The organism is Kribbella deserti, assembly GCF_042434725.1.
Classification (GTDB): Bacteria; Actinomycetota; Actinomycetes; order Propionibacteriales; family Kribbellaceae; genus Kribbella; species Kribbella deserti.
Genome location: NZ_JBHLTC010000040.1, coordinates 35746 through 57267, shown reverse-complemented (window position 1 = coordinate 57267; position 21522 = coordinate 35746). Strand labels below are relative to the sequence as shown.

Below are 21522 nucleotides of genomic sequence, written 5' to 3'. Positions count from 1 at the left end.
CCCGGACGCCTGTCGGCACCCGTCAGGTCCGTGGGGCTAGTTGTTGCAGAGCACGTAGGTGTCGGTAGCGACAGAGGGACCGTAGCCGGAGTTCGTGTCCTGGACTTGGAGGCGGGTTCGGGTGGAACCGGCCAGTGACCGGATCAGCTCGGTCTCGGACTCTTGCGGCTGGTTGACGGCTCCGATCACCGTGGTGCCGTTGAGCAAGGACGTCCGGACTGTGCCGTCGGTGAGGTTGCCGAACCAGGCCTTGATCTTCGTGCAGCCTCGAGTGTTCAGATCGCCCCAGACCGTTCCGGTGCGGTCGGCCAGCAGGTCGGCCTCGGAGAGCGCGGGGACCTCGCTAGCGGGCAATACGTTGAACTCCGGGTTGGCCGTGCCGCCACGCGCTAGCAAGGGCTTCTTGAACACACCCCGCCAGACGAAGTGCTGGAACGACCTGGCCTTCGAGGAGCCTGCGCCGTACGGGAAGGCCATCGGCGAGTAGAGGCGGTAGGTCAGGACCGAACCACCTACCGTCGCGTCGACCTTCACAGCGGTCCCGCTGCCGGTAAAGGTGCCGATCGTCTTCCAGGTACGGCTAGCGGCTACCCAGCGCTGAAGCTGCACCTTCGGCCCAGCGGGATAAACCCGTCCGGAGACTTGCAGGCGGCCACTGGCGTAGTCGGTGGTTTTGATCGAGTCGAGGATTACCTTGCGCAGAACCGCCGGGTAGTACGTGGCGCCCGTGGCCGGCTTGTACGCCGTACTGCCCGCGTAGACCGCGCGGTAGTCGTACGCCGTGCTCTGGGTGACGTCGAACGCGAACGAACCGTTGCCGGTGGTGATCGTGCGCAGGGCCGACCACTTGTTCTGGTTGCGCGCACTGCGCTGGACCACAACCTTCTGCCCGGCGATAGCCGTCCCACCCGGCGACGTCCGCAGGTAACCCGTCACGCGGACCGTGGCGCCGTACGACGCGGCGGTCGGGCCGGAAAGGCCCACCACGGTGGAGACGGGTGCGGTGACTGAAGCCGAGGCAGAACCAGGCAGGGCCAGTACGGCGCAAAGCAAGACAGCGGCGGCGCGAACGGCCGCGAAGGGGCGCTGGCCCATGGTGAAACTCCCTCGAGAACCGGTGGCACAACCCGGCCGTGACACAGATGGATCGGGCCAGCCTCCCGTGTGTGGTTCCGTTTGGCAAGCGGTCGGCTGCCGTGAGTAGTCACGGTCCATGCTGTCAACCGGATTCGGCACATCCCGAGCTGTGGACGGGGACCCTGCATTACTTAGGCCGAACTAACATGAAGGTATCGGGGAGGCAGCGGTACGCCACCACCCGAAAAAGGCGTACTGATTCCGCAGGCGTGACTGGGAGATGAACAGAAAAGTGACCATCGAGGTCAAGCAGCTAGACCGCGTGGTGATTCGCTTCGCCGGTGACTCCGGTGATGGCATGCAGCTCACGGGGGACCGCTTCACGGCGGAGACGGCATCGTTCGGCAATGACCTGTCGACGCTGCCGAACTTCCCTGCGGAGATCCGGGCACCAGCCGGAACCCTGCCGGGGGTTTCCTCCTTCCAGCTGCATTTCGCGGATCACGACATCCTCACGCCCGGTGACGCGCCGGACGTGCTGATCGCGATGAACCCCGCCGCACTCAAGGCGAACCTGCGCGACGTCCCCCGCGGCGCCACGCTGATCGTCGACACCGCCGATTTCACCGCCCGCAACCTGAAGCGGATCGGGTACGACGCGAACCCGCTCGAAACGGGCGAGCTCGAGGCGTATCACGTGGTCCCGCTGAACCTGACCGGTATGACGGTCGAGTCGGTGAAGGAGTTCGGCCTCAGCCGCAAGGATGCCTCCCGCGCGAAGAACATGTACGCGCTGGGTCTGGTCTCCTGGCTGTTCCAGCGGCCGACCGAATCCACCATCCAGTTCCTCAGTACGAAGTTCGCGAACAAGCCCGATATCCGCGACGCGAACATCGCCGCCTTCCGCGCGGGGTTCAACTACGGCGAGACCGCCGAGGAGTTCTCCGTCCGGTATGAGGTGAAGCCGGCCAAGATGGCGCCCGGCACCTACCGCAACATCTCCGGCAACCTCGCGCTGGCGTACGGGCTCGCCGCCGGGGCGGACCGGGCCGGCCTGCCGCTCGTGCTCGGGGCCTACCCGATCACGCCCGCCTCCGACGTACTGCACGAGCTGAGCAAGCTCAAGCGGTTCAACGTGACCACCATTCAGTCCGAGGACGAGATCGCAGCCGTCGGTGCCGCGCTCGGCGCGTCGTTCGGTGGCGCGCTCGGCGTGACCACGTCGTCCGGCCCGGGCATCAGCCTGAAGTCGGAGACGATCGGCCTCGGCATCATGCTCGAACTGCCGCTGGTCGTCTGCAACATCCAGCGCGCCGGGCCCAGCACGGGTATGCCGACCAAAACCGAGCAGGCCGATCTGCTCACGGTGATGTTCGGGCGCAACGGTGAATCGCCGCTGCCGGTGCTCGCGGCGCAGTCGCCCGCGGACTGTTTCGACGTCGCGGTCGAGGCGACCCGGATCGCGGTCACCTACCGCACCCCGGTGATGGTGCTGACCGACGGCTACCTGGCGAACGGCTCCGAGCCGTGGCAGGTGCCCGCCGTCGCGGACATTCCCGCGATCGAGCCGAACTTCGCCACCGAGATGAACGGTACGAACGCCGAGGGCAAGCCCGTCTTCCTGCCGTACCTGCGTGATCCCGAGACGCTGGCCCGAGCCTGGGCCATTCCGGGTACGCCGGGGCTCGATCACCGCATCGGTGGTGTCGAGAAGGAGGACAAGACCGGCAACATCTCGTACGACCCGGCCAATCACGACCTGATGGTCCGGACCCGCCAGGCCAAGGTGGACGGCGTGGCCGTGCCGCCGCTGACGGTCGACGACCCGGACGGTTCGGCGAAGGTGCTGGTGCTCGGCTGGGGCTCGACGTACGGGCCGATCGGCGCGGGTGTGCGCCGGGTGCGCAAGGTCGGCGGCAAGGTCGCGCAGGCCCATCTGCGTCACCTGAACCCGTTCCCGGCCAACCTCGGCGAGGTGCTGAAGAGCTACGACAAGGTCTTGGTGCCCGAGATGAACCTCGGTCAGCTGGCCCTGCTGCTGCGCGGCAAATACCTGGTGGACGTCGTCTCCTACGCCCAGGTCCGGGGGCTGCCGCTCGGCGCCGCCGAACTGGCCGAGGTGATCGGCAACCTGGTGGAGGAGGCGGACGGCATCGACGACGACGCCCGTCACCTCGGTACCGCGGCGGCCAACCTGACTCACGGTGACAAGGAGGGGGCACGATGACCTCGGTCGATCTGGGCCTGCCCGGCCTGCGCGGCGTACCGACGACGGACGTGCCGCAGAACCGCAAGGAATACGTGTCGGACCAGGAGGTCCGCTGGTGCCCGGGCTGTGGCGACTACGCCGTGCTCGCGGCGTTCCAGGGGTTCCTGCCCGAGCTCGGCATCAAGCGCGAGAACGTCGCGATGGTGTCGGGTATCGGTTGCTCCTCCCGGTTCCCCTACTACCTGTCGACGTATGGCATGCACTCGATCCACGGCCGCGCGCCGGCGATCGCGACCGGTCTGGCGGTGGCCCGGCCGGATCTCAGCGTCTGGGTGGTGACCGGTGACGGCGACGCGTTGTCGATCGGCGGCAACCACCTGATCCACACTCTGCGCCGCAACGTGAACCTGAAGATCCTGCTGTTCAACAACCGGATCTACGGCCTGACCAAGGGCCAGTACTCCCCCACCTCGGAGCCGGGCAAGGTGACCAAGTCGACGCCGATGGGCTCGGTGGACACGCCGTTCAACCCGGTCTCGCTGGCTCTGGGCGCGGAGGCCACCTTCGTCGCCCGGACCGTCGACTCCGATCGCAAGCACCTGACCGAGGTGCTGCGCCAGGCCGCCGCCCACCGGGGTACGGCGTTCGTGGAGATCTACCAGAACTGCCCGATCTTCAACGACAACGCCTTCGACGCGATCAAGGACCCGGAAACCCGCGAGGACGCGATCATCCCGCTGGTGCACGGTGAGCCGATCCGGTTCGGTACCGACAAGCGCCTGGGCGTGGTCCGGGAGGGCTTCGCCTCGCTGGCGGTCAAGGAGATCGCCTCGCTGCCGAACGGTGAGGCCGACCTGGTCGTGCACGACGCGCACACCGAGGACCCGGCCTACGCGTTCGCGCTGTCCCGGCTCACCGACGGTGGCGTGCTGCACCAGGCCCCGATCGGCGTCTTCCGTTCGGTCGACAAGCCGGCGTACGACGACCTCGTGCGCGAGCAGATCGAAACGGCCCGTGGGCACGGCAGCGCCGACCTGCAGTCGCTCATCAATGGCTCGGACACCTGGACTATCGACTAGCGGCACAAGCGGCCTGGACACTGTGGCTCGGAGGTGGCAGATCAGATTCCACGTGCTCGGGCCGCTCGAACTGTGCGGCGACGACGGTCGGCAGGTCATCTCCGCGGCCAAGCCGCGGCTCCTGCTGGCCGTCTTGCTGTGCCACGCCAACACCGTGGTGCCGCCGGATCGCCTGGTCGACGAGCTGTGGGGTGCCGAAGCACCCGCGACCGCCCGCCAGCTTCTGCACGGGTACGCCGCCGCGCTGCGCCGGATGCTGGCGGATCCGGACGGCGCGACACTGGTCACCCGGCCTGGCGGCTACCAACTCGTCGCCGCGCCCGGTGATCTCGACGCGCGGACCTTTCTCGATCTGGCCGATACCGGCCGACGGCAACTCCGCGAGAGCGCGTTCGAGGCCGCCGCGGGCACTTTCGCGGCGGCGCTGAAGCTTTGGGGCGGTTCGCCTCTCGCGGATGTCCCGTCGAGTCCCTCCGTCGAGGCGGAACGAACCCGGCTGCAGGCGGTCCACCTGGCCGTAGTCGAAGGCCGGATCGAGGCTGAGCTGGCGTGCGGCCGGCACGAGGACGTCGTACCGGAGTTGGAGGCGCTGCTTCGGGAGCACCCGCTTCGGGAGGAACCGCGTCGCCAACTGATGCTTGCGCTCTACCGGACGGGCCGACAGGCTGACGCGCTTGCCGTGTTCCAGGACCTCCGCCGTCGTCTGGTGGAGGAACTCGGGATCGAGCCCGGGCCCGCCCTGCAGCAGCTCCAGCAGGAGATCCTCTCGGCGGCTCCCGTACTGCAAGGCACTTCCGGGCCGTCGGCCAAGCCGTGGCAGCTTCCACCTGACACTGCGAGCTTCTCCGGCCGGGACGAGGAACTGGCCTGGGTGCAGAAACTCCTGGAACCCGCAGGTAGTGGAGGTCCAGCAGCCACTGCAGCCATCTGTGGTCCCGGTGGCATGGGCAAGTCGGCTCTAGCCGTTCACGTGGCTCATCGGCTCGCAGACCGCTTCCCCGACGGCATCTTGTACGTCGACCTGCGCGGCGCCACTGCCGGGCTACAACCCCTGGATCCGCAGGTAGTCCTCACACGCTTCCTTCGGGCCTTCGGCGTCCCAGCCGCGGAGATCCCGGCAAGCATGGAAGAGGCCACTGCACTCTTCCGAACGCTCCTAGCCGACCGCCGGACCTTGCAGGTGCTCGATAACGCGGCGGACGCCGTGCAGGTTCGCCCACTTCTTCCAGCGAGCGATGGCTCGGCTGTGATCGTGACGAGTCGTCAGCCGCTGACAACGCTCGATGGGGCTTCGACCCTGCACCTACCGGCACTACCGCCTTCCCAGGCTGTCGAGTTGCTCGAGCGGCTCGTAGGCGTTGAGCGGATTGCGGCCGAGCCGACGGCTACGGAAGACCTGATCCGGCAGTGCGACTTCCTTCCATTAGCTGTGCGTATTGCCGGGGCGAGGCTGGCCGCGAGACCTAGCTGGCCAGTGAACGCACTCGTGGAACGCCTGGCCGATGAGCGGCGCAGGTTGGACGAACTGCAGCTAGGCGATCTTGCCGTGCGGACGAGCTTCCAGGTGAGCTACTGGACGTTGGCCAACAGCAGCGACCCGGACGACCTTGCGGCGGCTCGGATGTTCCGGCTGCTCGGGCTGCTGGACGGCCCAGACCTCAGTACGGCGATCGCCTCAGTCTTAGCCGGCAGACCATCCTCGGAGGCCGAGCGCTCGCTGGAGCGGTTGGCGGACGCTCAACTGGTCGCGGCCAAGGGCGCCGATCGGTACGGGCTGCACGACCTACTGAGGTTGTTCGCCCGGGAACTGGCTATACGGGATGAGCCCGAGCAGGATCGCCTGGCGGCGGTTGATCGTGCAGTGCGATGTCTCGTCGCCACTACCCGGCTCGCCTGCCAGATGATCTCCCCCACCGACATACGGGCTGCCGGGCCGGTCGACGGTGCTCTGCCGTTGGCGGATCGTGACGAGGCCACCGACTGGCTAGAGGCAGAACTGCCCAACCTGGCGGCTATCGCGCGCCAATGCGCGGCCGACGTGGGCCACGCGTCCGTACCGACTCAGCTGGCGGTCGCACTCTTCAGGTACTTGGACATGCGTGGGCACTGGAATGCGGTGCTGGCGATCGGCCGGGCGGCTCTGGCCGGAGCGACCCTGCGTGGCGATCGAACCGCCGAGGGCCAAGCCGTGAACGCCATCGGCAGCGCGTACTTGCGCCAGCAGCGGTACGAAGAGGCCAAGACTTACATGGAGAACGCCCTGGCGATCCGACGGGAACTGGACGATATCGAGGGCGTCGGTATCTCGTTGAACAACCTCGGCCTACTGCACAAACACCTGGGTGATCTGCCCGAGGCGATCCGCTACCTGGAGGAGAGCCTGGAAGTCCGGCGGCGCAGCAATGACCCTCGTAGCGCGGCCCGCTCCCTGGATAACTTAGGCGTCGTACTGCGCGCCGCAGGTGATCCCGCGCGCAGCGTGGACTGCCATCAGCAAGGCCTCGAGATCGCCCGCGCGGAGGCCGATCGCCAATTGCAGGGGTTGATCCTCGGCAACCTTTCCGAGGCCTACCTGGCGGCGGGAACGGCCGAGCTGGCTCTTGCTCCCGCGCAGGAGGCCCTCGCGATCTGCCGCGAACTGGGCCATGAGATGGGTGAGGCCGACGCTCTGCGCTGCCTGGGTTCGACGTACGAGGAGCTGGGCGAGCTCGACCAAGGCCGGGAACAGCTCCAAGCGGCCTTGGCCATCTACGAGCGCTTCGGCGCCTTCCCCGCGGCTGAACTCCGCGAGCGCCTTGCCGCGATGAGGCCCGCTCCAGCCCGGCTCCAGCCGGAATCCAGCCACCTTTCCTAGCCTCAGGTCCAGACCTGGGCGAAGGGGGCACTTCCGATGGAATCCGACCAAGAGCGCGAACCCGAAACAAACGTCTGCCTGCTCGACCGCGACGACAACGTCCCCACCACCGTCATCATCCTGGCCTGGTGACCACGTTGGCCTCTAGAGCTTGGTGCGGCGATCCATCAGGCCGGAGGTGACGGCGAGGGCGAGGCCTGCGACGGCAAGAGCGGCGCCTACCCGGCTGGGCCATTCGTAGCCGTAGCCGGCCGCAAGCACGATGCTGCCGAGCCAGGCGCCGAGGGCGTTCGCAACGTTCAGCGTGGAGTGGTTCAGGGAGGCGGCGAGGGATTGCCCCTCGCGGGCCACATCCATCAGCCGGGTCTGCAGCGCCGGGATCAGGATGCTGGCGCTGAAGCCCATCGCGAACACCCCGAACAGAGCGCCGGGCTTGCTGTGCGCGAGCCAGCCGAAGGTGCCGAGAACCACCGTCACCGCGATCAGGCCGCCGTACATGCTGGGCATCAGCGCGCGGTCGGCAAGCCGTCCACCGACCAGAGTGCCTCCGGTCATTCCGACGCCGTAGACAGCCAGCACGATCGTGACCCCGGTCGTACTGAACCCGGCCAGTTCGGTCATCGTCGGCGCGATATAGGAGTACGTCGCGAACATGCCGCCGAAACCGACCGTGCCGACCAGTAGCGCCATCCAGACCTGCGGCCGAGCCAACGCGCTCAGCTCACTCCGAACGTTCACCTCGCTGCCGACGGGCTGCGGCGGAATCCAGAACCAGACCGCCACCAAGGTCAGCAGGCCGAGCACGCCCACCGCCAGGAACGGCACCTGCCAGCCCACCCGCTGACCTAAAAGCGTGGTCAGAGGAACTCCGACGATATTCGCCACAGGCAGGCCGACCATGATCATCGAGACCGACCAGGCCCGCCGGTTGACTGGGACCATCGAGGCGCCGACGACTATCCCGATGCCGAAGAACGCGCCGTGCGGCAGGCCGGAGAGGAAACGCGCGGCCATCAGCAGCTCGTAGCTGTTCGCGAGAGCCGAGGCGATGTTGCCGACAACGAAGACCGCCATCAGGCCGAGCAACAACCGCTTGCGGCCGGTTCGGGCGCCGAGCGCGGCGATCAGCGGCGCGCCCACAACAACCCCGATCGCGTACGCCGACACGATGTGGCCGGCGGTGGGAATGCTGATCTCGACGCCGGCCGCGATCTGCGGCAACAGGCCCATCGTGACGAACTCGGTGGTGCCGATGGCGAATCCCCCGGTCGCCAGCGCCAGCAACGCCAGCCCGACATGCGGCGCGAACCCGGTCCGCTTGTCAGGAGTCAAAGAAGTTGTCACCCCTGATTGTCTCATCCCTTCTCTTGCGTTCATTCGTCGGAATCCGCCCTCCACACGGCCCGGGGTGCGTCGGTACGGCGCCGATGAGGGCGGATTCGACGAGTGAACGCAAGAGAAGAGAATGTGGCAGCATCCGGGAATGGCGAATTTTGGTGACCACCAGCTCGGAATCTACGCACAGGGCATGTTCGCGCACACCCGGCCCGAGATCACCACGGATCTGTCCCGGCTGGAGTCACAGGCCGCCGGCAGCCTGTCCGCCGAGGCCATGGGGTACATCGTTCCCAGCGCCGGGAGCGGTTCGACCGCCCGCGCCAACTCGGCCGCCTTCGAGCGCTGGCGGTTGTCCCCGCGGATGCTGCGCGGGAGTGCGGAGCGAGACCTCAGCTGCACCATCCTGGGCACGAAGATGCCCGCGCCCTTGGTGATCGCTCCAGTCGGCGTGCAGACGCTTGCGCATCCTGACGGCGAGCTGGCCACTGCGCGCGCTGCAGCCGCTCTAGGTCTCACCTACACGCACTCGACGCAGGCCAGCCACTCGTTTGAGCAGGTCGCCGAGGTCGCGGGAGACCGCTGGTACCAGTTGTATTGGCCGACGGACCGCGACGTCTGCCTGAGCTTCCTCGAACGCGCCAAGGCCAGCGGGTACTCCGTACTAGTTGTAACGCTCGATACCGGCACACTCGGCTGGCGGCCGGCTGACCTGGATCGCGGCTTCCTGCCGTTCCTGAAGGGCGAGGGCCTCGCGAACTACTTCAGCGATCCGGCGTTCAAGGCGAAGCTAGCCAACGAAGAACCCGCGACGGCGGTCATGCACTTCGCCCAGATGTTCTCGAACCTCGGACTCACCTGGGACGACCTGTCGTTCCTGCGGGAGCACTGGGACGGCCCGATCGTCCTGAAGGGCATCACCTCGGTGGAGGACGCCAAACTCGCTGCGGAGCACGGGATGGACGGCCTCGTCGTGTCGAACCACGGCGGCCGCCAGGTGGATGGCGCGGTCGCGGCACTCGACGCCCTGCCCGGGATCGCCGACGCCGTGGGAGAGCAGCTGACCGTGATGTTCGACTCGGGCGTTCGAACCGGCTCGGACGCGGCGAAGGCCCTTGCCCTGGGCGCACGCGCCGTACTGCTTGGACGGCCGTTCCTCTACGGTCTCGCGCTTGCCGGGCAGGCAGGAGTCGAGCACGTGCTTCGCTGCTTCCTGGCGGAACTGGACCTTACGCTCGCGCTCTGCGGCTACTCGAACCACCGCGAGCTCAACCGCACTTCGCTCGTCCCAGCACCCAAGTCATGAGCAAGGCCGTGAAAGGCGTCATCTTCGATCTCGACGACACCCTCTTCGATCACACGTCGTCGGCGACCGCCGGGGTACGGCAATGGCTGACCACCCTGGAGATCGTGACCACGGACGCGTTGATCACCAAGTGGTTCGAGATCGAGAAGGTGCACTTCGATTCCTGGCTCGCCGGTCAGGTCTCACACCAGGAACAACGCCGGAACCGCCTACGCGACTTCCTGCCGGCACTCGGACTCCCGCTGCCCGACGACCTCGACTCGGCGTACGAGGTATTCCTCCGTTGCTACGAGCAACAGTGGCAGGCCTTCTCCGACGCGGAACCGGCCCTGACGTATGCCCGGGGCAACGGCTTGCGGATCGGCGTGCTCACGAACGGCGCCACTTTGCAGCAGAACGCCAAACTCGCCGCGATCGGCCTGGCGGGACGTGTCGATGTGGTGTGCACGTCGGAGTCGCTCGGTGCGGGCAAACCCGCGCCGGAGGCCTACCGGGCGGCCTGCGCGGCGCTGGGCGTGGATCCGGCCGACACGATGATGGTCGGCGACAACCTGGAGCTCGACGTCATCGCCGCACGCCGGGCGGGCCTGTCCGCCGTACATCTTGACCGGGCGGCCGGTGGCACGCTGACGGACCTGGTCCGCTGGTAAGGCCGTGCGCGGGCATCACCCGCGCACGGCCTTCGGTCAGATCCCGCAGCTCGGTGCGGCCCAGTAGTTCGACGTACGGATGTCGAGGTGGGTGTGATCGTTATGGCCGGAGAAGCCCGGGCCGAGGATCCCGCCGAACCCGTGGTGCCGAGCCTGCTTGGCGAGCGTGCAGAGCGAGTGCGACCCCACCAGGTCTGCCGAACGTCCGTAAAGGTGCTGGCTGTCGCTCGCGCCACCGACCGATCTGTTGCAGGGAATACTGCGGAATCCGCTGCTGACATTGATCGCGCGATCGCCGAGCGCGTGCCGCAGCGCCTCGAGCTGCCACATGGTCTGCAGCGCGTTCGCCTTGGTCTGCGCGGCCGAAAGCGGCCCGCCGTCCCAGCCACTGCCGCCGCAGCCGTCATCCAGCTCGGCGTAGGTGAAGTGGATCGGCGTGCAGTCGTCGTCCTGCAGTTCGTAGATCTTGTTGAACGTCGCCTGTCCCGCGATACCGTCCTGGGCCAGGCCATAGGCGCCTTGGAAGCGCCAGACCGCGTCCCTGGTCTTCTCGCCGTACGAGCCGTCGGTAGCGAGGTGGAGGCCGTACCCGGGGTATCCGGCCACGCGGATCTGCAACTGCCGGACGTCTTCGCCGGACGCGCCTACGCTCAGCGTGCGGCTCCAGGTGTAGCAACCATCGGCCCGTGCATCCGTGGCCGTCACCACGGAGGTGACGAGCATGGCGCCGAGCAGGACAAGGACGGCCAGCAGCCTTGGCAAGGGCTGACGTAGAGCTTCGGGCATCGGATTACCTCCAGTACGCGAGGGCGGACGCGCTGTCACCGCCTAGCTTCGGCCCAGCACGCCGGTTCTGACCAGACCTCACGGGTAATTTTTTGCCGCACACGAGCAACTTCTGCGTTAACTAATGACTTCGCATCGTGGACAACCATTCGCCGCACCCAGCTACTCCCACGGGTATGACCAACCACCAAGGGCAACCATCTGCTGGGTCCGACTGGTCCTGGAAGATGTGACCAACGACGACAGCAGACTCGCGCTGATCCCCGAGCCGGGCGGCACCACGCCCGCCCGGCCGATCACCGGCGACGGGGGAACGGGGAAGCCGGTGACGGCAGCAGAGAGCTTCGACGCGTTCGTCATCGCGCGGTCCGGACGGCTGCTCCGCACCGCGTACCTGCTCACGCAGGACCACGCCCTGGCCGAGGACCTGGTCCAGACCGCCCTGGCCAAAGCCTGGTTCGCCTGGAACCGGATCGAAGGCGGTGATCCCGAGCCGTACGTGCGCAAGGTCATCGTCAATACCTACGCCTCCTGGTGGCGCCGGAAATGGAACGGCGAACACCCCACGGAGGAACTTCCCGAGTACGCCGCACCCGGCGCCTCCGTGGAAGACCGGACCGATCTGTGGCAGGCCTTGCAGCGCTTGCCCCGCCGCCAGCACGCGGTCGTGGTGCTCCGCTACTACGAGGACCTCACTGAGGCCGAAACCGCCCGTACCCTCGGCTGTTCCGTCGGGACGGTGAAGAGCCAGACCGCGAAGGCCTTCGCCAAACTGCGCCTCGACCCAGCCCTCCTCGACTCCACCGGCTCTTCCGGCTCTTCCGGCTCTTCCGGTTCTTCTGACTCCAAGGGGGTCCGCTCATGAATCTCGACGACCTCCGCCAGGAGCTCAACACCCGCGCTGACGAAGCCGGTCAACCAGACCTGCTGGCCGGCGTCCACCACCGAATCCGCCGTACCAAACAACGCCGCCTGGCCACCGCCCTGACCGCCACCGCCGCCGTGGCCGCCGTGGCCCTCGGCGTCGTTCCCAACGCCCTCACCACCACCAAAGATCCCGACCCGGCTGTCACCCCGACCCCGAGTGATTACAGGCACAACGGCCTGGTCTTCGGGGCCAACGAGAACGGCTCCCGGCTGGAGAAGGCCTGGGCCGGCAAGAAGGGTGAGAACGCGATCGAGTTCCAATGGACTCCTTCGACCACCGACCTCACCCTCACGCCGTACTGCGCCGACCCGGCCGACGGCAGCAACCAGGTCAAGGTCAGCTTCAACGGCCTGAGCGTCGTTCCCCCGCAGAGCTGCGCCGACGCCGGCCCCGAGGCCACCCAGCGATTCACCTTGGGTGCCTGGGACGAGATCTGGACCAGCGTGGGCCACGGCATGCAACCCATCCGGATCAAGGTCGAGATCCTGACGCCCGGCGGTACGCCCGTCACCGGACCTGAGGTCCAGGTCGGCCTCGGCATCTACCGGACCGGACAGGGCAGCAAGCCACCCGCAGACTCGTTCCCCTCCCGGCCGATTGAGGCGGGCCCCAAAGACGTCGTGCGAGATGGGATCAGATATCCCGGCAAGCTCGGCGACGAGACCCTGGCCGCCGCAGTCATCGGAGCTCAAGGCGAGAACTCGGTTTCGCTGCGCTGGACTCCGACCAGCTACGACGTCACTTTCGCCAAGCTCTGCGTCGCGGCCGGTTCGCCCGATCAGCCGATGGCGAGGTTCACCGTCAACGGCCGCCGTTGGATGGGTTTCAGCTGCGACGAGTCCGCCCAGCAAGGGCGCAGCTCGAGCTCGTCGGTCTACTACGACGAGCTGATGCCCCTTCGCGGTTTGCTGAAGCTCGGCGAGGAGAACGTGATCACGCTGCAACTCACCTCGAGCACACCTCCCGAACGCCGCCTGACCGACAAGAACGGCCGCCTCGGCTTTGCCATCTACCAGCACGGGCCCTCGCACCAGGTCGTTGCCGGCTCAAGCCTGCGGCTGGCCGAGAGGATTCACCACAACGGGTTCACCTACAAGTTGCAGGGCTTCAAGACCGCGCCGGCGGAATCCAACGCGCGGGTCCGGATGGATGGCCCTGCTGACAAGCCGTTCCTGCTGGTCGCGGGCGGCTATGCGGAGCCGACGAACACTCCCGATGACCAGACCCGAAAGATGACCATCACAGGCCTGCCGGACGAGCTGCAGGCGACCCACTCGGGACCAGGAATGCCGGGCATTTCCACCATCCCCGTGCCAAGCCAGCGAGCCCGGACCTTGGCGGCGACCTTGAGCGGTCCCACCAACAAGGATGGCTACCTCTTCATGGCCATCTACCTGCCAGTGCCCTGAGTCCGTTCGACCGTCGACAGCAACCGCCGCCCAGCCGTTTCGGTTGGACGGCGGTTGCGTTGTACGGCGATGCAACCTTCGGGATGGGCCAGGCGCTCGTGTTCGATGTGAGCGTAGAAATGCGGGCCCAGGTAGTGGGAACGACTAGATCGGGGGCAGCCGTGGCTGTGGAGTTCGAGGACTTCGTTGCCGCCAGGTACGAGAGCCTGCGGCGCACCGCGTACCTGCTGACCCAGGACGCGGCCCTCGCCGAAGACCTGGTCCAGACCGTACTGGCCAAGTGCTGGCTCTCCTGGAGCCGGATCAAGGATCCAGGCGCGTACGTCCACCGCACGCTGGTGAACACCTACATCGCCTGGTGGCGTCGCCGCTGGAACAACGAGCATCCGACCGAGGAACTGCCCGAATCGGCCCACGGTGGCGCCGAGACGCTGGACGACCGTACAGACCTTAGTTACGCGCTCCGGCGGCTGCCGCGGAAGATGCGCGCGGTCGTCGTACTGCGGTTCTACGAGGACCTGTCCGAGGCCGAAACCGCCCGCATCCTCAACTGCTCGCTCGGCACGGTCAAGAGCCAAACCAGCCGAGCCCTCGCCAAACTCCGCATCGATCCCAGCCTGCTCGCCGAGCAAGACACCCTCGGCACCGAAGGGCGGCCCGCATGAACCTCAACGACCTCCGCACCCACCTCAACTCTCAAGCCGACGACCTCGACACCTCAACAGACAGTCCGGTGCCCGCTCTCAAGGCTCGCGCTACTAAGCTCCGTCGCCGGCGCCGGGTCGCAGCTGGGCTGACCGCCGCTGCCGCCGTCGCCGCCGTGATCTCGATCGCCGCCTCGGTACTGCCGGACAACTCGACACCCGACCCGATCGAGCGGCCGAGCACGGTCCAGCCGTCCGTCGGGCCGGATGGCCTCCCTGTGCGCGTGCCACCGCCCGACTCGCGGGACATCGCGAAGGACGGCTACCGCTTCCGCTACCAGCCAGGCGGCGAGACCCTCTTGGCCGGCGAGATCGGTGACCCCGGCAAGTCGGACCTGAAGCTGACGGTCAAGCCGAAGTCCAATCGGCTGACCATCCGCTTCTTCTGCAATACGTCCGAGGAGCGACCGGGCGGCTGGCGCATCAGCATTGTCGTCAACGGCCAGTTCCGGCTGACGGAGGACCGCTGCCCGCCGAAGGGATCAGATCCGGCTCTCGACGGATTCAGCTACAACCTCCAACCGCTTCCCGAGGAGAAGTGGGTGGGCAAAGACCTGAGAGTCCGATTGCTCATCGCCGACAGCGCGAACCAGCCGATTCTGGTACCCGACATGCGAGTTGGGCTGGGCGTCTACGACTCGGGCAAGTATCGGGACATCTCAACCGACGTCTCGGCGCCTGAGATCATCGAGCATCAAGGCGCCAAGTACCGCCTCGATCAGATTGTCAGCCTGGACGACAGCGGCGACGGCGCCTTCTCCGAACGAACCGGCCCGCTGAACACCCCGTTCATCGCCCTTTACGGCGCTACTGGCAATGCCAGCGCGCAGTTCGATCCGGACGGCGGGCTCAGCGGCCCACCCGATTCGACCGAGGTTGAGGGTCCTGGCATCAGCTACCGTCCGATTCCCGCCAGACCAGACGGCACGGTCTGGGTCTTCCAGCCCGCCAAGCGGGGAATTCAGCCCACTGGGAAGCTGATCCTCGGCTTCTATACGCCGGTGAGGTAGGCGTGGCCGCCTACTTGCGGTCGGGCACTCGGGTTCGCCTGGGCTTGGACCTTGATGAGGGACGGCCGGCCCATCGCCCGGCCTTGGGCGATGGTGAGGGTGCCGGCGGTTCCTCGGTAGTGGGCCAGGTAGGCGCCTAGGGCGCAGGCGGCGACTCCTGTGGCTGGGTCTTCGGGATAGCCCGCACCTCGGGGGAACTGGCGTGCAGCCGCGTCAGCGCCCTTGGCCCGCACAGTGAAGGCATAGACGCCTGTGACCGCTAAGCCTTCCGACAGCGCGTCCACCGCCGCCGAGTCTGGTTGAAGCCGGTCGAGCGCTTCCTCGCTCCGGAGCGGCACGAACAACTTGGGCCGGGCAGTAGACACCGAGACGACTGGCCCGACCTCCAGGTCCAGGTCGTTGTCCCCAGCACCTAGAGCCGCTAGAACCGGCTCAAGGTCCTCGACGGCTTCCCCGAACACAGGAGGGAACTGCTGGACCATGACGTGGTCTACGCCGTCCCACTGAACCTCCAGCGGCCCCAGCGGCGTCTCGACGTTCACTGGGCCTGCCGGCCACCCGTTGCGGCGTCCCGCGACTACTACCGAGGCAACAGTCGCGTGGACGCACATCTCCATCTCGTGCCGCGGGACGAAGTACCGAAGCCGTAGAGCGCCTCCAGCCGCTGGAGGCAGTACGAAACCCGTCTCCTGCCCGTACGTCGCCGCCAGGGCTTGCATGCGCTCTTCGGGCCAGTCCTCGGCGCCGAACACCACCGGACAGGGATTACCACCGCCAGGACCATCGGCGAACACCACGGTGTGCTGAACGGACATGAGGCGTCAGAGCCAGTTGTGCAGGTCTTCGGCGTCCGTGCGGAACTGATCGACCGAATCGTCCGCAACGAACTCCAGGAGCGCGTTGATCTCCTTGGACTCGGACGCCAACCGGTCGAGCACTGGCCGCCACAACGACTCGCGGGCCGCCAACGGCAGACGAGTGTCGGCCGGCCACCAGGAGAACACGTGCACAGAGGCCAGCCACGGCATGAGCTGCTCGAGCTGGCGCAGGCACTCCTCGTCATCGACGTCGACCGGCGGCTGCCAGTAGCTCCGCAGGTTCGGCGCGTCAACGTCCAGCAACAACGTGATGGTCGAGTCGACGTCATCGGTCAGCGTCTTCCGGTGGAACTCCATCGCGATGTCCACGCCCGAGTCGCGTGCCACCTCGGCCATTTCGCTCAGGCCCCGAGTCACCTCGATCCGGTCGTCCACCGAGGCGGTCGCCGTACCGGTCGAGCCCGCCCAGACGCGGATCATCGGCGCACCGAGCGTGACGGCGGTCTGGACCGCCGTGGCGATCTCCTCGCGGTCGCACTGACCCGCGCGCAGGTACGAGCCGTACGCCGCGACGGCGATCTCCTGCTCGGCGCACAGCTCGCGCGCGCGGGTCGCCGCGGCGAGATCACCGAGCGGTACGTGGATGTCACCACCCCACTCGATCGCCGCAAGCTCGGCGTCGGCGGCCGCCTGAACGACCTCCTCGACCGACAACTGCCGAAACGTCACCGAGACCAATCCGGTCCTCACGCCCACACGTGCCTCCTCCGTCGGGAGACTCCATCCAAGCGCATACCGGTTTCGGCCATCTCACGTCATGAGCTAATTAGCTCGACGCCCATGACGGAAGAACTAGACTGCGGGCGTGCCAGATCAACGCAGCGGGTTCCTCTACGGCTTCGGCGCGTACTTGCTCTGGGGCGTCTTCCCGCTGTACTGGCGACTGCTCGATCACAGCAGCGCGGTCGAGATGCTGGCCCACCGGATCGTCTGGTCACTGCTCACGATCCTGGCCCTGCTGTTCGCGCTACGCCGGACCGCGCAACTGCGGGCCATTCTGAGCGACCGCCGCCGCATGTGGCCGCTGGTGATCGCCTCCGCGCTGATCTCGGTCAACTGGGGCACGTACATCTGGGGCGTCAACAACGGCTACGTCGTCGAGATGTCGCTCGGCTACTTCATCACCCCGCTGTTCGCGGTTCTGCTCGGCGTCCTGCTGCTGAAGGAGCGACTGCGCACCACCCAGTGGATCGCGATCGGCATCGCCTTCGCCGCGGTCGTCGTACTCACCGTCGAAAACGGCAGACCGCCGTACGTCGCGTTGGTGCTGGCCTTCTCGTTCGGCTTCTACGGGTACACCAAGAAGAAGGCGAACGCCGGCGCGGTCGAGGGTATGGCGATCGAGTCCGCGGCGGTGGCTCCGCTGGCGCTCGCGGTGATCGTTGCCCTGGGCATCCAAGGCCAGTCGACCGTGACCTCGAACGGCGGCGGTTACTTCCTGCTGGCGGTACTGGCGGGGCCTGTGACGGCCATTCCACTGCTACTGTTCGGCGCGGCCGCCACCCGGATCTCGATGACGGCCCTGGGCCTGCTGAACTACGTCGCACCGATCATGCAGCTGGCGATCGGCGTACTGGTGTTCCGGGAGCCGATGAGCAGCCTGCGCTGGGCCGGATTCGCCCTGGTGTGGGTGGCACTGGTCATTCTGACCGTCGACGGATTGTCCCAGCAGCGGCGGCGAGTGCCCGTTCTTGCTACCACTGTGTAGCCGAACGACCGCTTTTGGTAACTGAGGGTTACCTAAGCCTTGCGGGGTTCATCTTGGCTTCACCCGCCCTTCGGTTGCACTGCTTAGCGTCGCGACGACCGCCCTTCCAATAGCGGCCGCCCTACGAGCCGAGCCGGAGCGAATTCGTCGTGAGTACACGCAAACTGTTGCCGCTGATCAGCCAGATCGGCACCCGTCACGGATCCCGTGCCTTCCGCACCTGCGAGCTGAAGTGCGCGAACCAGTGCGATCACCCTGAGCCGAACACCACTGGTAACGAGCACATCCAGGCCGTGCTGCGCAACGCGATGTCGCGCCGCGGCGTTCTCAAGGCCGGTGCCGCGGGTCTTGCCGCCGCCGGCGTCGCCGGCCTGGTGTCCGGTACGCCGGCCGCCGCGACCCTGCCGGCCACGGCCCCAACCACCGGCGGCGCCGGCGGTTGGCCCGGCCGTCCCGAGCGCGGGGCGCTGACCCACAGCGTCGTACCGCCGAACCGGCGTGACGACATCGTCATCCCCCGCGGCTACGAGCAGGCCGTGGTGGCCGCGTGGGGCGATCCGATCCTGCCCGGCGCGCCGCGCTTCGACGTGAACAAGCAGACGCCGGAGGCCCAGGCCAAGCAGTTCGGCTACAACAACGACTACACGATGGTGCTGCCGCTGCGGGATGAGCGGAAGGCCTTGCTGGTCTGCAACCACGAGTACACCGACGAAGTTCTGATGTTCCCGACCGGCAAGTACGATGCCAAGACGCGGGCCAAGATCGGTATGGCCGCGCACGGCATGTCCGTCGTCGGCCTCGAGCGCGTCGGCCGCAGCGGCCGCTGGCGCCAGGACAAGTGGAGCTTCCGCTACAACCGGCGGATCACCGCGTCGACCCCGTTCGAGGTGACCGGTCCGGTCGCCGCCGACCCCCGCGTCGGAAAGGTTGCCCTCGGCACCTTCGGCAACTGCGCGGGTGGTGTCACCCCGTGGGGCACCGTGCTGTCCGGCGAGGAGAACTTCCAGGGCTACTTCGACGTCTCCGACACGGTGGCGCCCGAGCACCACGCCTCCTTCAAGCGGTACGGCGTACCGACCACCAAGACCAAGTCGGCCCGCGAGTGGAGCATCGTCGACGCCCGGTTCGACCTGACCAAGACCCCGAACGAGGCCTACCGGCACGGCTGGATCGTCGAGGTCGACCCGTACGACCCGCACTCCAAGCCGAAGAAGCGCTCGATGCTGGGCCGCCTCAAGCACGAGGGCGCGACCATCACGATCACCGCTGACGGCCGGATCGCGGCGTACACCGGCGACGACGAGCGCGGCGAGTACGTCTACAAGTTCGTCTCGACCGGCAAGTACGATCCGAAGGACCGGAAGAAGAACTTCGGCCTGCTCGACCACGGCACGCTGTACGTCGCGAAGTTCACCGGCGACGGCGCGAGCGACGGTCTGTACGACGGCACCGGCGAGTGGATCCCGCTGACCAGCGACAAGGAGTCGTTCGTACCCGGCATGAGCGTGGCGGACGTGCTGATCAACACCCGGCTGGCTGCGGACTCGGTCAAGCCGACCCGGATGGACCGTCCCGAGGACATCGAGCGCAACCCGGTCAACGGCCGCGTGTACGTCGCGCTGACGAACAACTCCGACCGCGGCAACAAGTTCGCCGTGGACGAGGCGAACCCGATCGCGAAGTCCCACGTCCGCGAGAGCCTCAACGGGCCACTGGTGGAGAAGTCCGGTAACCGCAACGGGTACGTGCTCGAGCTGACCGAGGAAGGCGACGACGCGGCCAAGACCGGCTTCTTCTGGACGCTGTTCCTGGTCTGCGGCGACCCGTCGGCCCAGGAGACCTACTTCGGCGGCTACGACAAGTCGAAGGTCAGCCCGATCTCCTGCCCGGACAACGTCGCGTTCGACGGCCACGGCAACCTGTGGATCTCGACCGACGGCAACGTGCTCGGTTCGAACGACGGCATCTTCACCGTGCCGGTCGCCGGGCCCGAGCGTGGCCACGTCAAGCAGTTCCTCTCCGTGCCGTTCGGCGCCGAGGCCTGCGGACCGCTGATCAGCGACGACGACAAGACCGTCTTCGTCGCCGTACAGCACCCGGGCGAGACCGACGACGCCACCTTCGAGCGTCCGACCTCGACCTGGCCGCACACGCACCCGTTCCCCCGCCCCGCCATCTCCTGCGTCTGGCGCCGCGACAACGCCCGCGTAGGCAGCTAGCCCTCCCGCTTCAGCGGCGGGCACCCCAGACCCCCCGGGGTCCCCGCCGCTCTTGCATACCGTTCATCGGACCCTTGTGACCCGGCGTGTCCCCCTTCATCGGACCCTTGTGACCCGGCGTGTCGCCCTTCATCGGACCCTTGTGACCATCCCGTCGCCTTGACGTACGTCGCGCCCGGTGACCGCTCGCGTTCACGGCGTACGCCGACCCCGGTGACCGCTCGCGTTCACGGCGTACGCCGCAGCCTGATGAACGCAAGAAAGAAGGGATTGGACTTGCGCACCAAAATCCTGGACGTGTAGTGTCCAGGTTATGAAGATGAACGAGGGGGTCGAGTGGGCACTGCATAGTTGCGTGAACCTCTGCTGGCTCCCCGAGCAGGCGGTGCCGGCGGCCAAGCTGGCGGCGTTCTACAACCTGCCCGCGGCGTACCTCAACAAGCAACTCCAGGCGCTGACCCGAGCCGGGATCCTCTCGTCGACCCCTGGACCCAAGGGCGGGTTCCAGCTGGCGCGATTCCCCGAGCAGATCTCCGTGCTGGACATCGTGGTCGCGATCGACGGACCCGACGAGGCCTTCCGCTGCAGCGAAATCCTGCGCGACGGCCCCGGCGGCAACGCCACGACCGACTACCGCAAGACCTGCCTGATCTCCCAAACCATGCGCACCGCCGAACTCAACTGGCGGCGTGAACTGGCCGCGGCGACCATCGCGGACATCGTCGCCAAGGTCGAACGAACCTTCCCCGCCACCCCGGAGAACACCCGCCGGTGGTTCGAGGGCCTACGCACCTGACCAAACCCGCCACGCCCCGGCATTGCGTACACCCAAATCCTGGACATTCAATATCCAGAAGAACAGAGGAGAACCACCATGAGCACCAAGCCCGTACTCGTCCGTTACACCGACGCCGAGGTCCTGCCCGCGAGCGGCGTATCGCTGCTGGCCGACACCACCGCGACGGGTGGCGCCGTCACCACGCACCGCTCGATCTTCCGCGCCGGCAAGGAAGGCGCTCCCCCGCACACGCACAGCGAGGCATCCGAGTCGTTCTACGTACTGAGTGGCGCGTTGCGCGTGTTGATCGGCGACGAGATCACCATCCTGGAAGCGGGCGACTTCCTGCTCGTGCCGCCGAACGTGACCCACGCCTTCGAAGCCGCCGGCGAAACCGACACCGAGGTCCTCTTCGTCCTGACTCAGGCCAAGCCCCGCTTCGGGTACTACCGCCTGCTCGAAGGCGTCTACCGCGGCGAGACCGATCCGGCGGAGCTCGGCAAAACCCAGGACCTGTACGACAACCGCTACGCCGAAAGTCCGGCCTGGGCGGCCCGCACCTCCGCCTGATTCACCTTCGTCACAAGGGTCC

18 protein-coding genes are annotated in these 21522 nt (G+C 67.1%); 13 read left to right on the top strand and 5 right to left on the bottom strand.

Annotated features, from left to right (window positions below; genetic code table 11):
- Positions 1–36 precede the first annotated feature (36 nt).
- Positions 37–1095 carry a hypothetical protein gene (locus tag ACFFGN_RS31455; protein WP_380055271.1) on the bottom strand — a complete coding sequence of 353 codons (1059 nt, stop codon included), beginning with the start codon at positions 1093–1095 and terminating at the stop codon, positions 37–39.
- Between the two features lie 262 nt (positions 1096–1357).
- Here ACFFGN_RS31455 and ACFFGN_RS31450 point away from each other — a divergent pair, with 262 nt between their 5' ends.
- The 3 genes from ACFFGN_RS31450 to ACFFGN_RS31440 are packed head-to-tail and all read left to right on the top strand — an operon-like array spanning position 1358 to position 7219.
- Positions 1358–3304, top strand: coding sequence for a 2-oxoacid:acceptor oxidoreductase subunit alpha (locus tag ACFFGN_RS31450; RefSeq protein ID WP_380055267.1), 1947 nt, complete (start codon positions 1358–1360; stop codon positions 3302–3304).
- A complete protein-coding gene (locus ACFFGN_RS31445) occupies positions 3301–4365 on the top strand; it encodes a 2-oxoacid:ferredoxin oxidoreductase subunit beta (RefSeq protein WP_380055265.1) in 1065 nt (354 codons plus the stop codon). The genes ACFFGN_RS31450 and ACFFGN_RS31445 overlap by 4 nt, the downstream gene beginning before the upstream one ends.
- A gap of 22 nt (positions 4366–4387) precedes the next feature.
- The gene (locus tag ACFFGN_RS31440) at positions 4388–7219 is read left to right on the top strand and encodes an AfsR/SARP family transcriptional regulator (RefSeq protein ID WP_380055262.1); all 2832 of its coding nucleotides are present in this window, start codon (positions 4388–4390) and stop codon (positions 7217–7219) included.
- A 144-nt stretch (positions 7220–7363) separates the two neighbouring features.
- Here ACFFGN_RS31440 and ACFFGN_RS31435 read toward each other — a convergent pair whose 3' ends face one another.
- On the bottom strand, positions 7364–8563 hold the full coding sequence (locus ACFFGN_RS31435) for an MFS transporter (protein WP_380055259.1): 1200 nt from the start codon (positions 8561–8563) through the stop codon (positions 7364–7366).
- Positions 8564–8702: 139 nt separating this feature from the next.
- On the opposite strand from ACFFGN_RS31435, the gene ACFFGN_RS31430 reads away from it, so the two are divergent.
- Together ACFFGN_RS31430 and ACFFGN_RS31425 are read left to right on the top strand one after the other, a co-directional pair.
- Positions 8703–9860 (top strand): lactate 2-monooxygenase, encoded by a 1158-nt coding sequence (locus ACFFGN_RS31430; RefSeq protein WP_380055257.1) that lies wholly within the window; start codon positions 8703–8705, stop codon positions 9858–9860.
- A complete protein-coding gene (locus ACFFGN_RS31425) occupies positions 9857–10510 on the top strand; it encodes an HAD family hydrolase (RefSeq protein ID WP_380055254.1) in 654 nt (217 codons plus the stop codon). Before ACFFGN_RS31430 ends, ACFFGN_RS31425 begins: the two co-directional genes overlap by 4 nt.
- 36 nt (positions 10511–10546) lie before the next feature.
- Here ACFFGN_RS31425 and ACFFGN_RS31420 read toward each other — a convergent pair whose 3' ends face one another.
- Positions 10547–11296 carry a D-Ala-D-Ala carboxypeptidase family metallohydrolase gene (locus ACFFGN_RS31420; protein WP_380055251.1) on the bottom strand — a complete coding sequence of 250 codons (750 nt, stop codon included), beginning with the start codon at positions 11294–11296 and terminating at the stop codon, positions 10547–10549.
- Between the two features lie 229 nt (positions 11297–11525).
- Here ACFFGN_RS31420 and ACFFGN_RS31415 point away from each other — a divergent pair, with 229 nt between their 5' ends.
- The 4 genes from ACFFGN_RS31415 to ACFFGN_RS31400 all read left to right on the top strand — a co-directional run bounded on the left by ACFFGN_RS31415 (position 11526) and on the right by ACFFGN_RS31400 (position 15347).
- Positions 11526–12161, top strand: a complete 636-nt coding sequence (locus tag ACFFGN_RS31415) for a SigE family RNA polymerase sigma factor (RefSeq protein WP_380055247.1) — start codon at positions 11526–11528, stop codon at positions 12159–12161.
- The gene (locus ACFFGN_RS31410) at positions 12158–13633 is read left to right on the top strand and encodes a hypothetical protein (protein WP_380055243.1); all 1476 of its coding nucleotides are present in this window, start codon (positions 12158–12160) and stop codon (positions 13631–13633) included. The genes ACFFGN_RS31415 and ACFFGN_RS31410 overlap by 4 nt, the downstream gene beginning before the upstream one ends.
- A 161-nt stretch (positions 13634–13794) precedes the next feature.
- Positions 13795–14298, top strand: coding sequence for a SigE family RNA polymerase sigma factor (locus ACFFGN_RS31405; RefSeq protein ID WP_380055239.1), 504 nt, complete (start codon positions 13795–13797; stop codon positions 14296–14298).
- A complete protein-coding gene (locus tag ACFFGN_RS31400; protein ID WP_380055235.1) occupies positions 14295–15347 on the top strand; it encodes a hypothetical protein in 1053 nt (350 codons plus the stop codon). Before ACFFGN_RS31405 ends, ACFFGN_RS31400 begins: the two co-directional genes overlap by 4 nt.
- On the opposite strand, the gene ACFFGN_RS31395 is transcribed toward ACFFGN_RS31400, so the two are convergent.
- Entirely contained in the window at positions 15329–16162 is an 834-nt protein-coding gene (locus ACFFGN_RS31395; RefSeq protein ID WP_380055232.1) for a PhzF family protein, read from the bottom strand. The genes ACFFGN_RS31400 and ACFFGN_RS31395 overlap by 19 nt on opposite strands.
- A 6-nt stretch (positions 16163–16168) precedes the next feature.
- Positions 16169–16915 carry a sugar phosphate isomerase/epimerase family protein gene (locus ACFFGN_RS31390; RefSeq protein WP_380055229.1) on the bottom strand — a complete coding sequence of 249 codons (747 nt, stop codon included), beginning with the start codon at positions 16913–16915 and terminating at the stop codon, positions 16169–16171.
- Positions 16916–17030: 115 nt separating this feature from the next.
- Between ACFFGN_RS31390 and rarD the strand changes: the two genes are divergently transcribed.
- The 4 genes from rarD to ACFFGN_RS31370 all read left to right on the top strand — a co-directional run bounded on the left by rarD (position 17031) and on the right by ACFFGN_RS31370 (position 21500).
- The gene (gene rarD, locus ACFFGN_RS31385) at positions 17031–17933 is read left to right on the top strand and encodes an EamA family transporter RarD (RefSeq protein WP_380055226.1); all 903 of its coding nucleotides are present in this window, start codon (positions 17031–17033) and stop codon (positions 17931–17933) included.
- 149 nt (positions 17934–18082) lie between these two features.
- Positions 18083–20152 (top strand): PhoX family protein, encoded by a 2070-nt coding sequence (locus ACFFGN_RS31380; protein ID WP_380055223.1) that lies wholly within the window; start codon positions 18083–18085, stop codon positions 20150–20152.
- A gap of 313 nt (positions 20153–20465) precedes the next feature.
- Positions 20466–20948, top strand: a complete 483-nt coding sequence (locus tag ACFFGN_RS31375) for an RrF2 family transcriptional regulator (RefSeq protein ID WP_380055220.1) — start codon at positions 20466–20468, stop codon at positions 20946–20948.
- Between the two features lie 78 nt (positions 20949–21026).
- Positions 21027–21500, top strand: a complete 474-nt coding sequence (locus ACFFGN_RS31370; protein ID WP_380055217.1) for a cupin domain-containing protein — start codon at positions 21027–21029, stop codon at positions 21498–21500.
- The last annotated feature ends 22 nt before the right edge of the window (positions 21501–21522 follow it).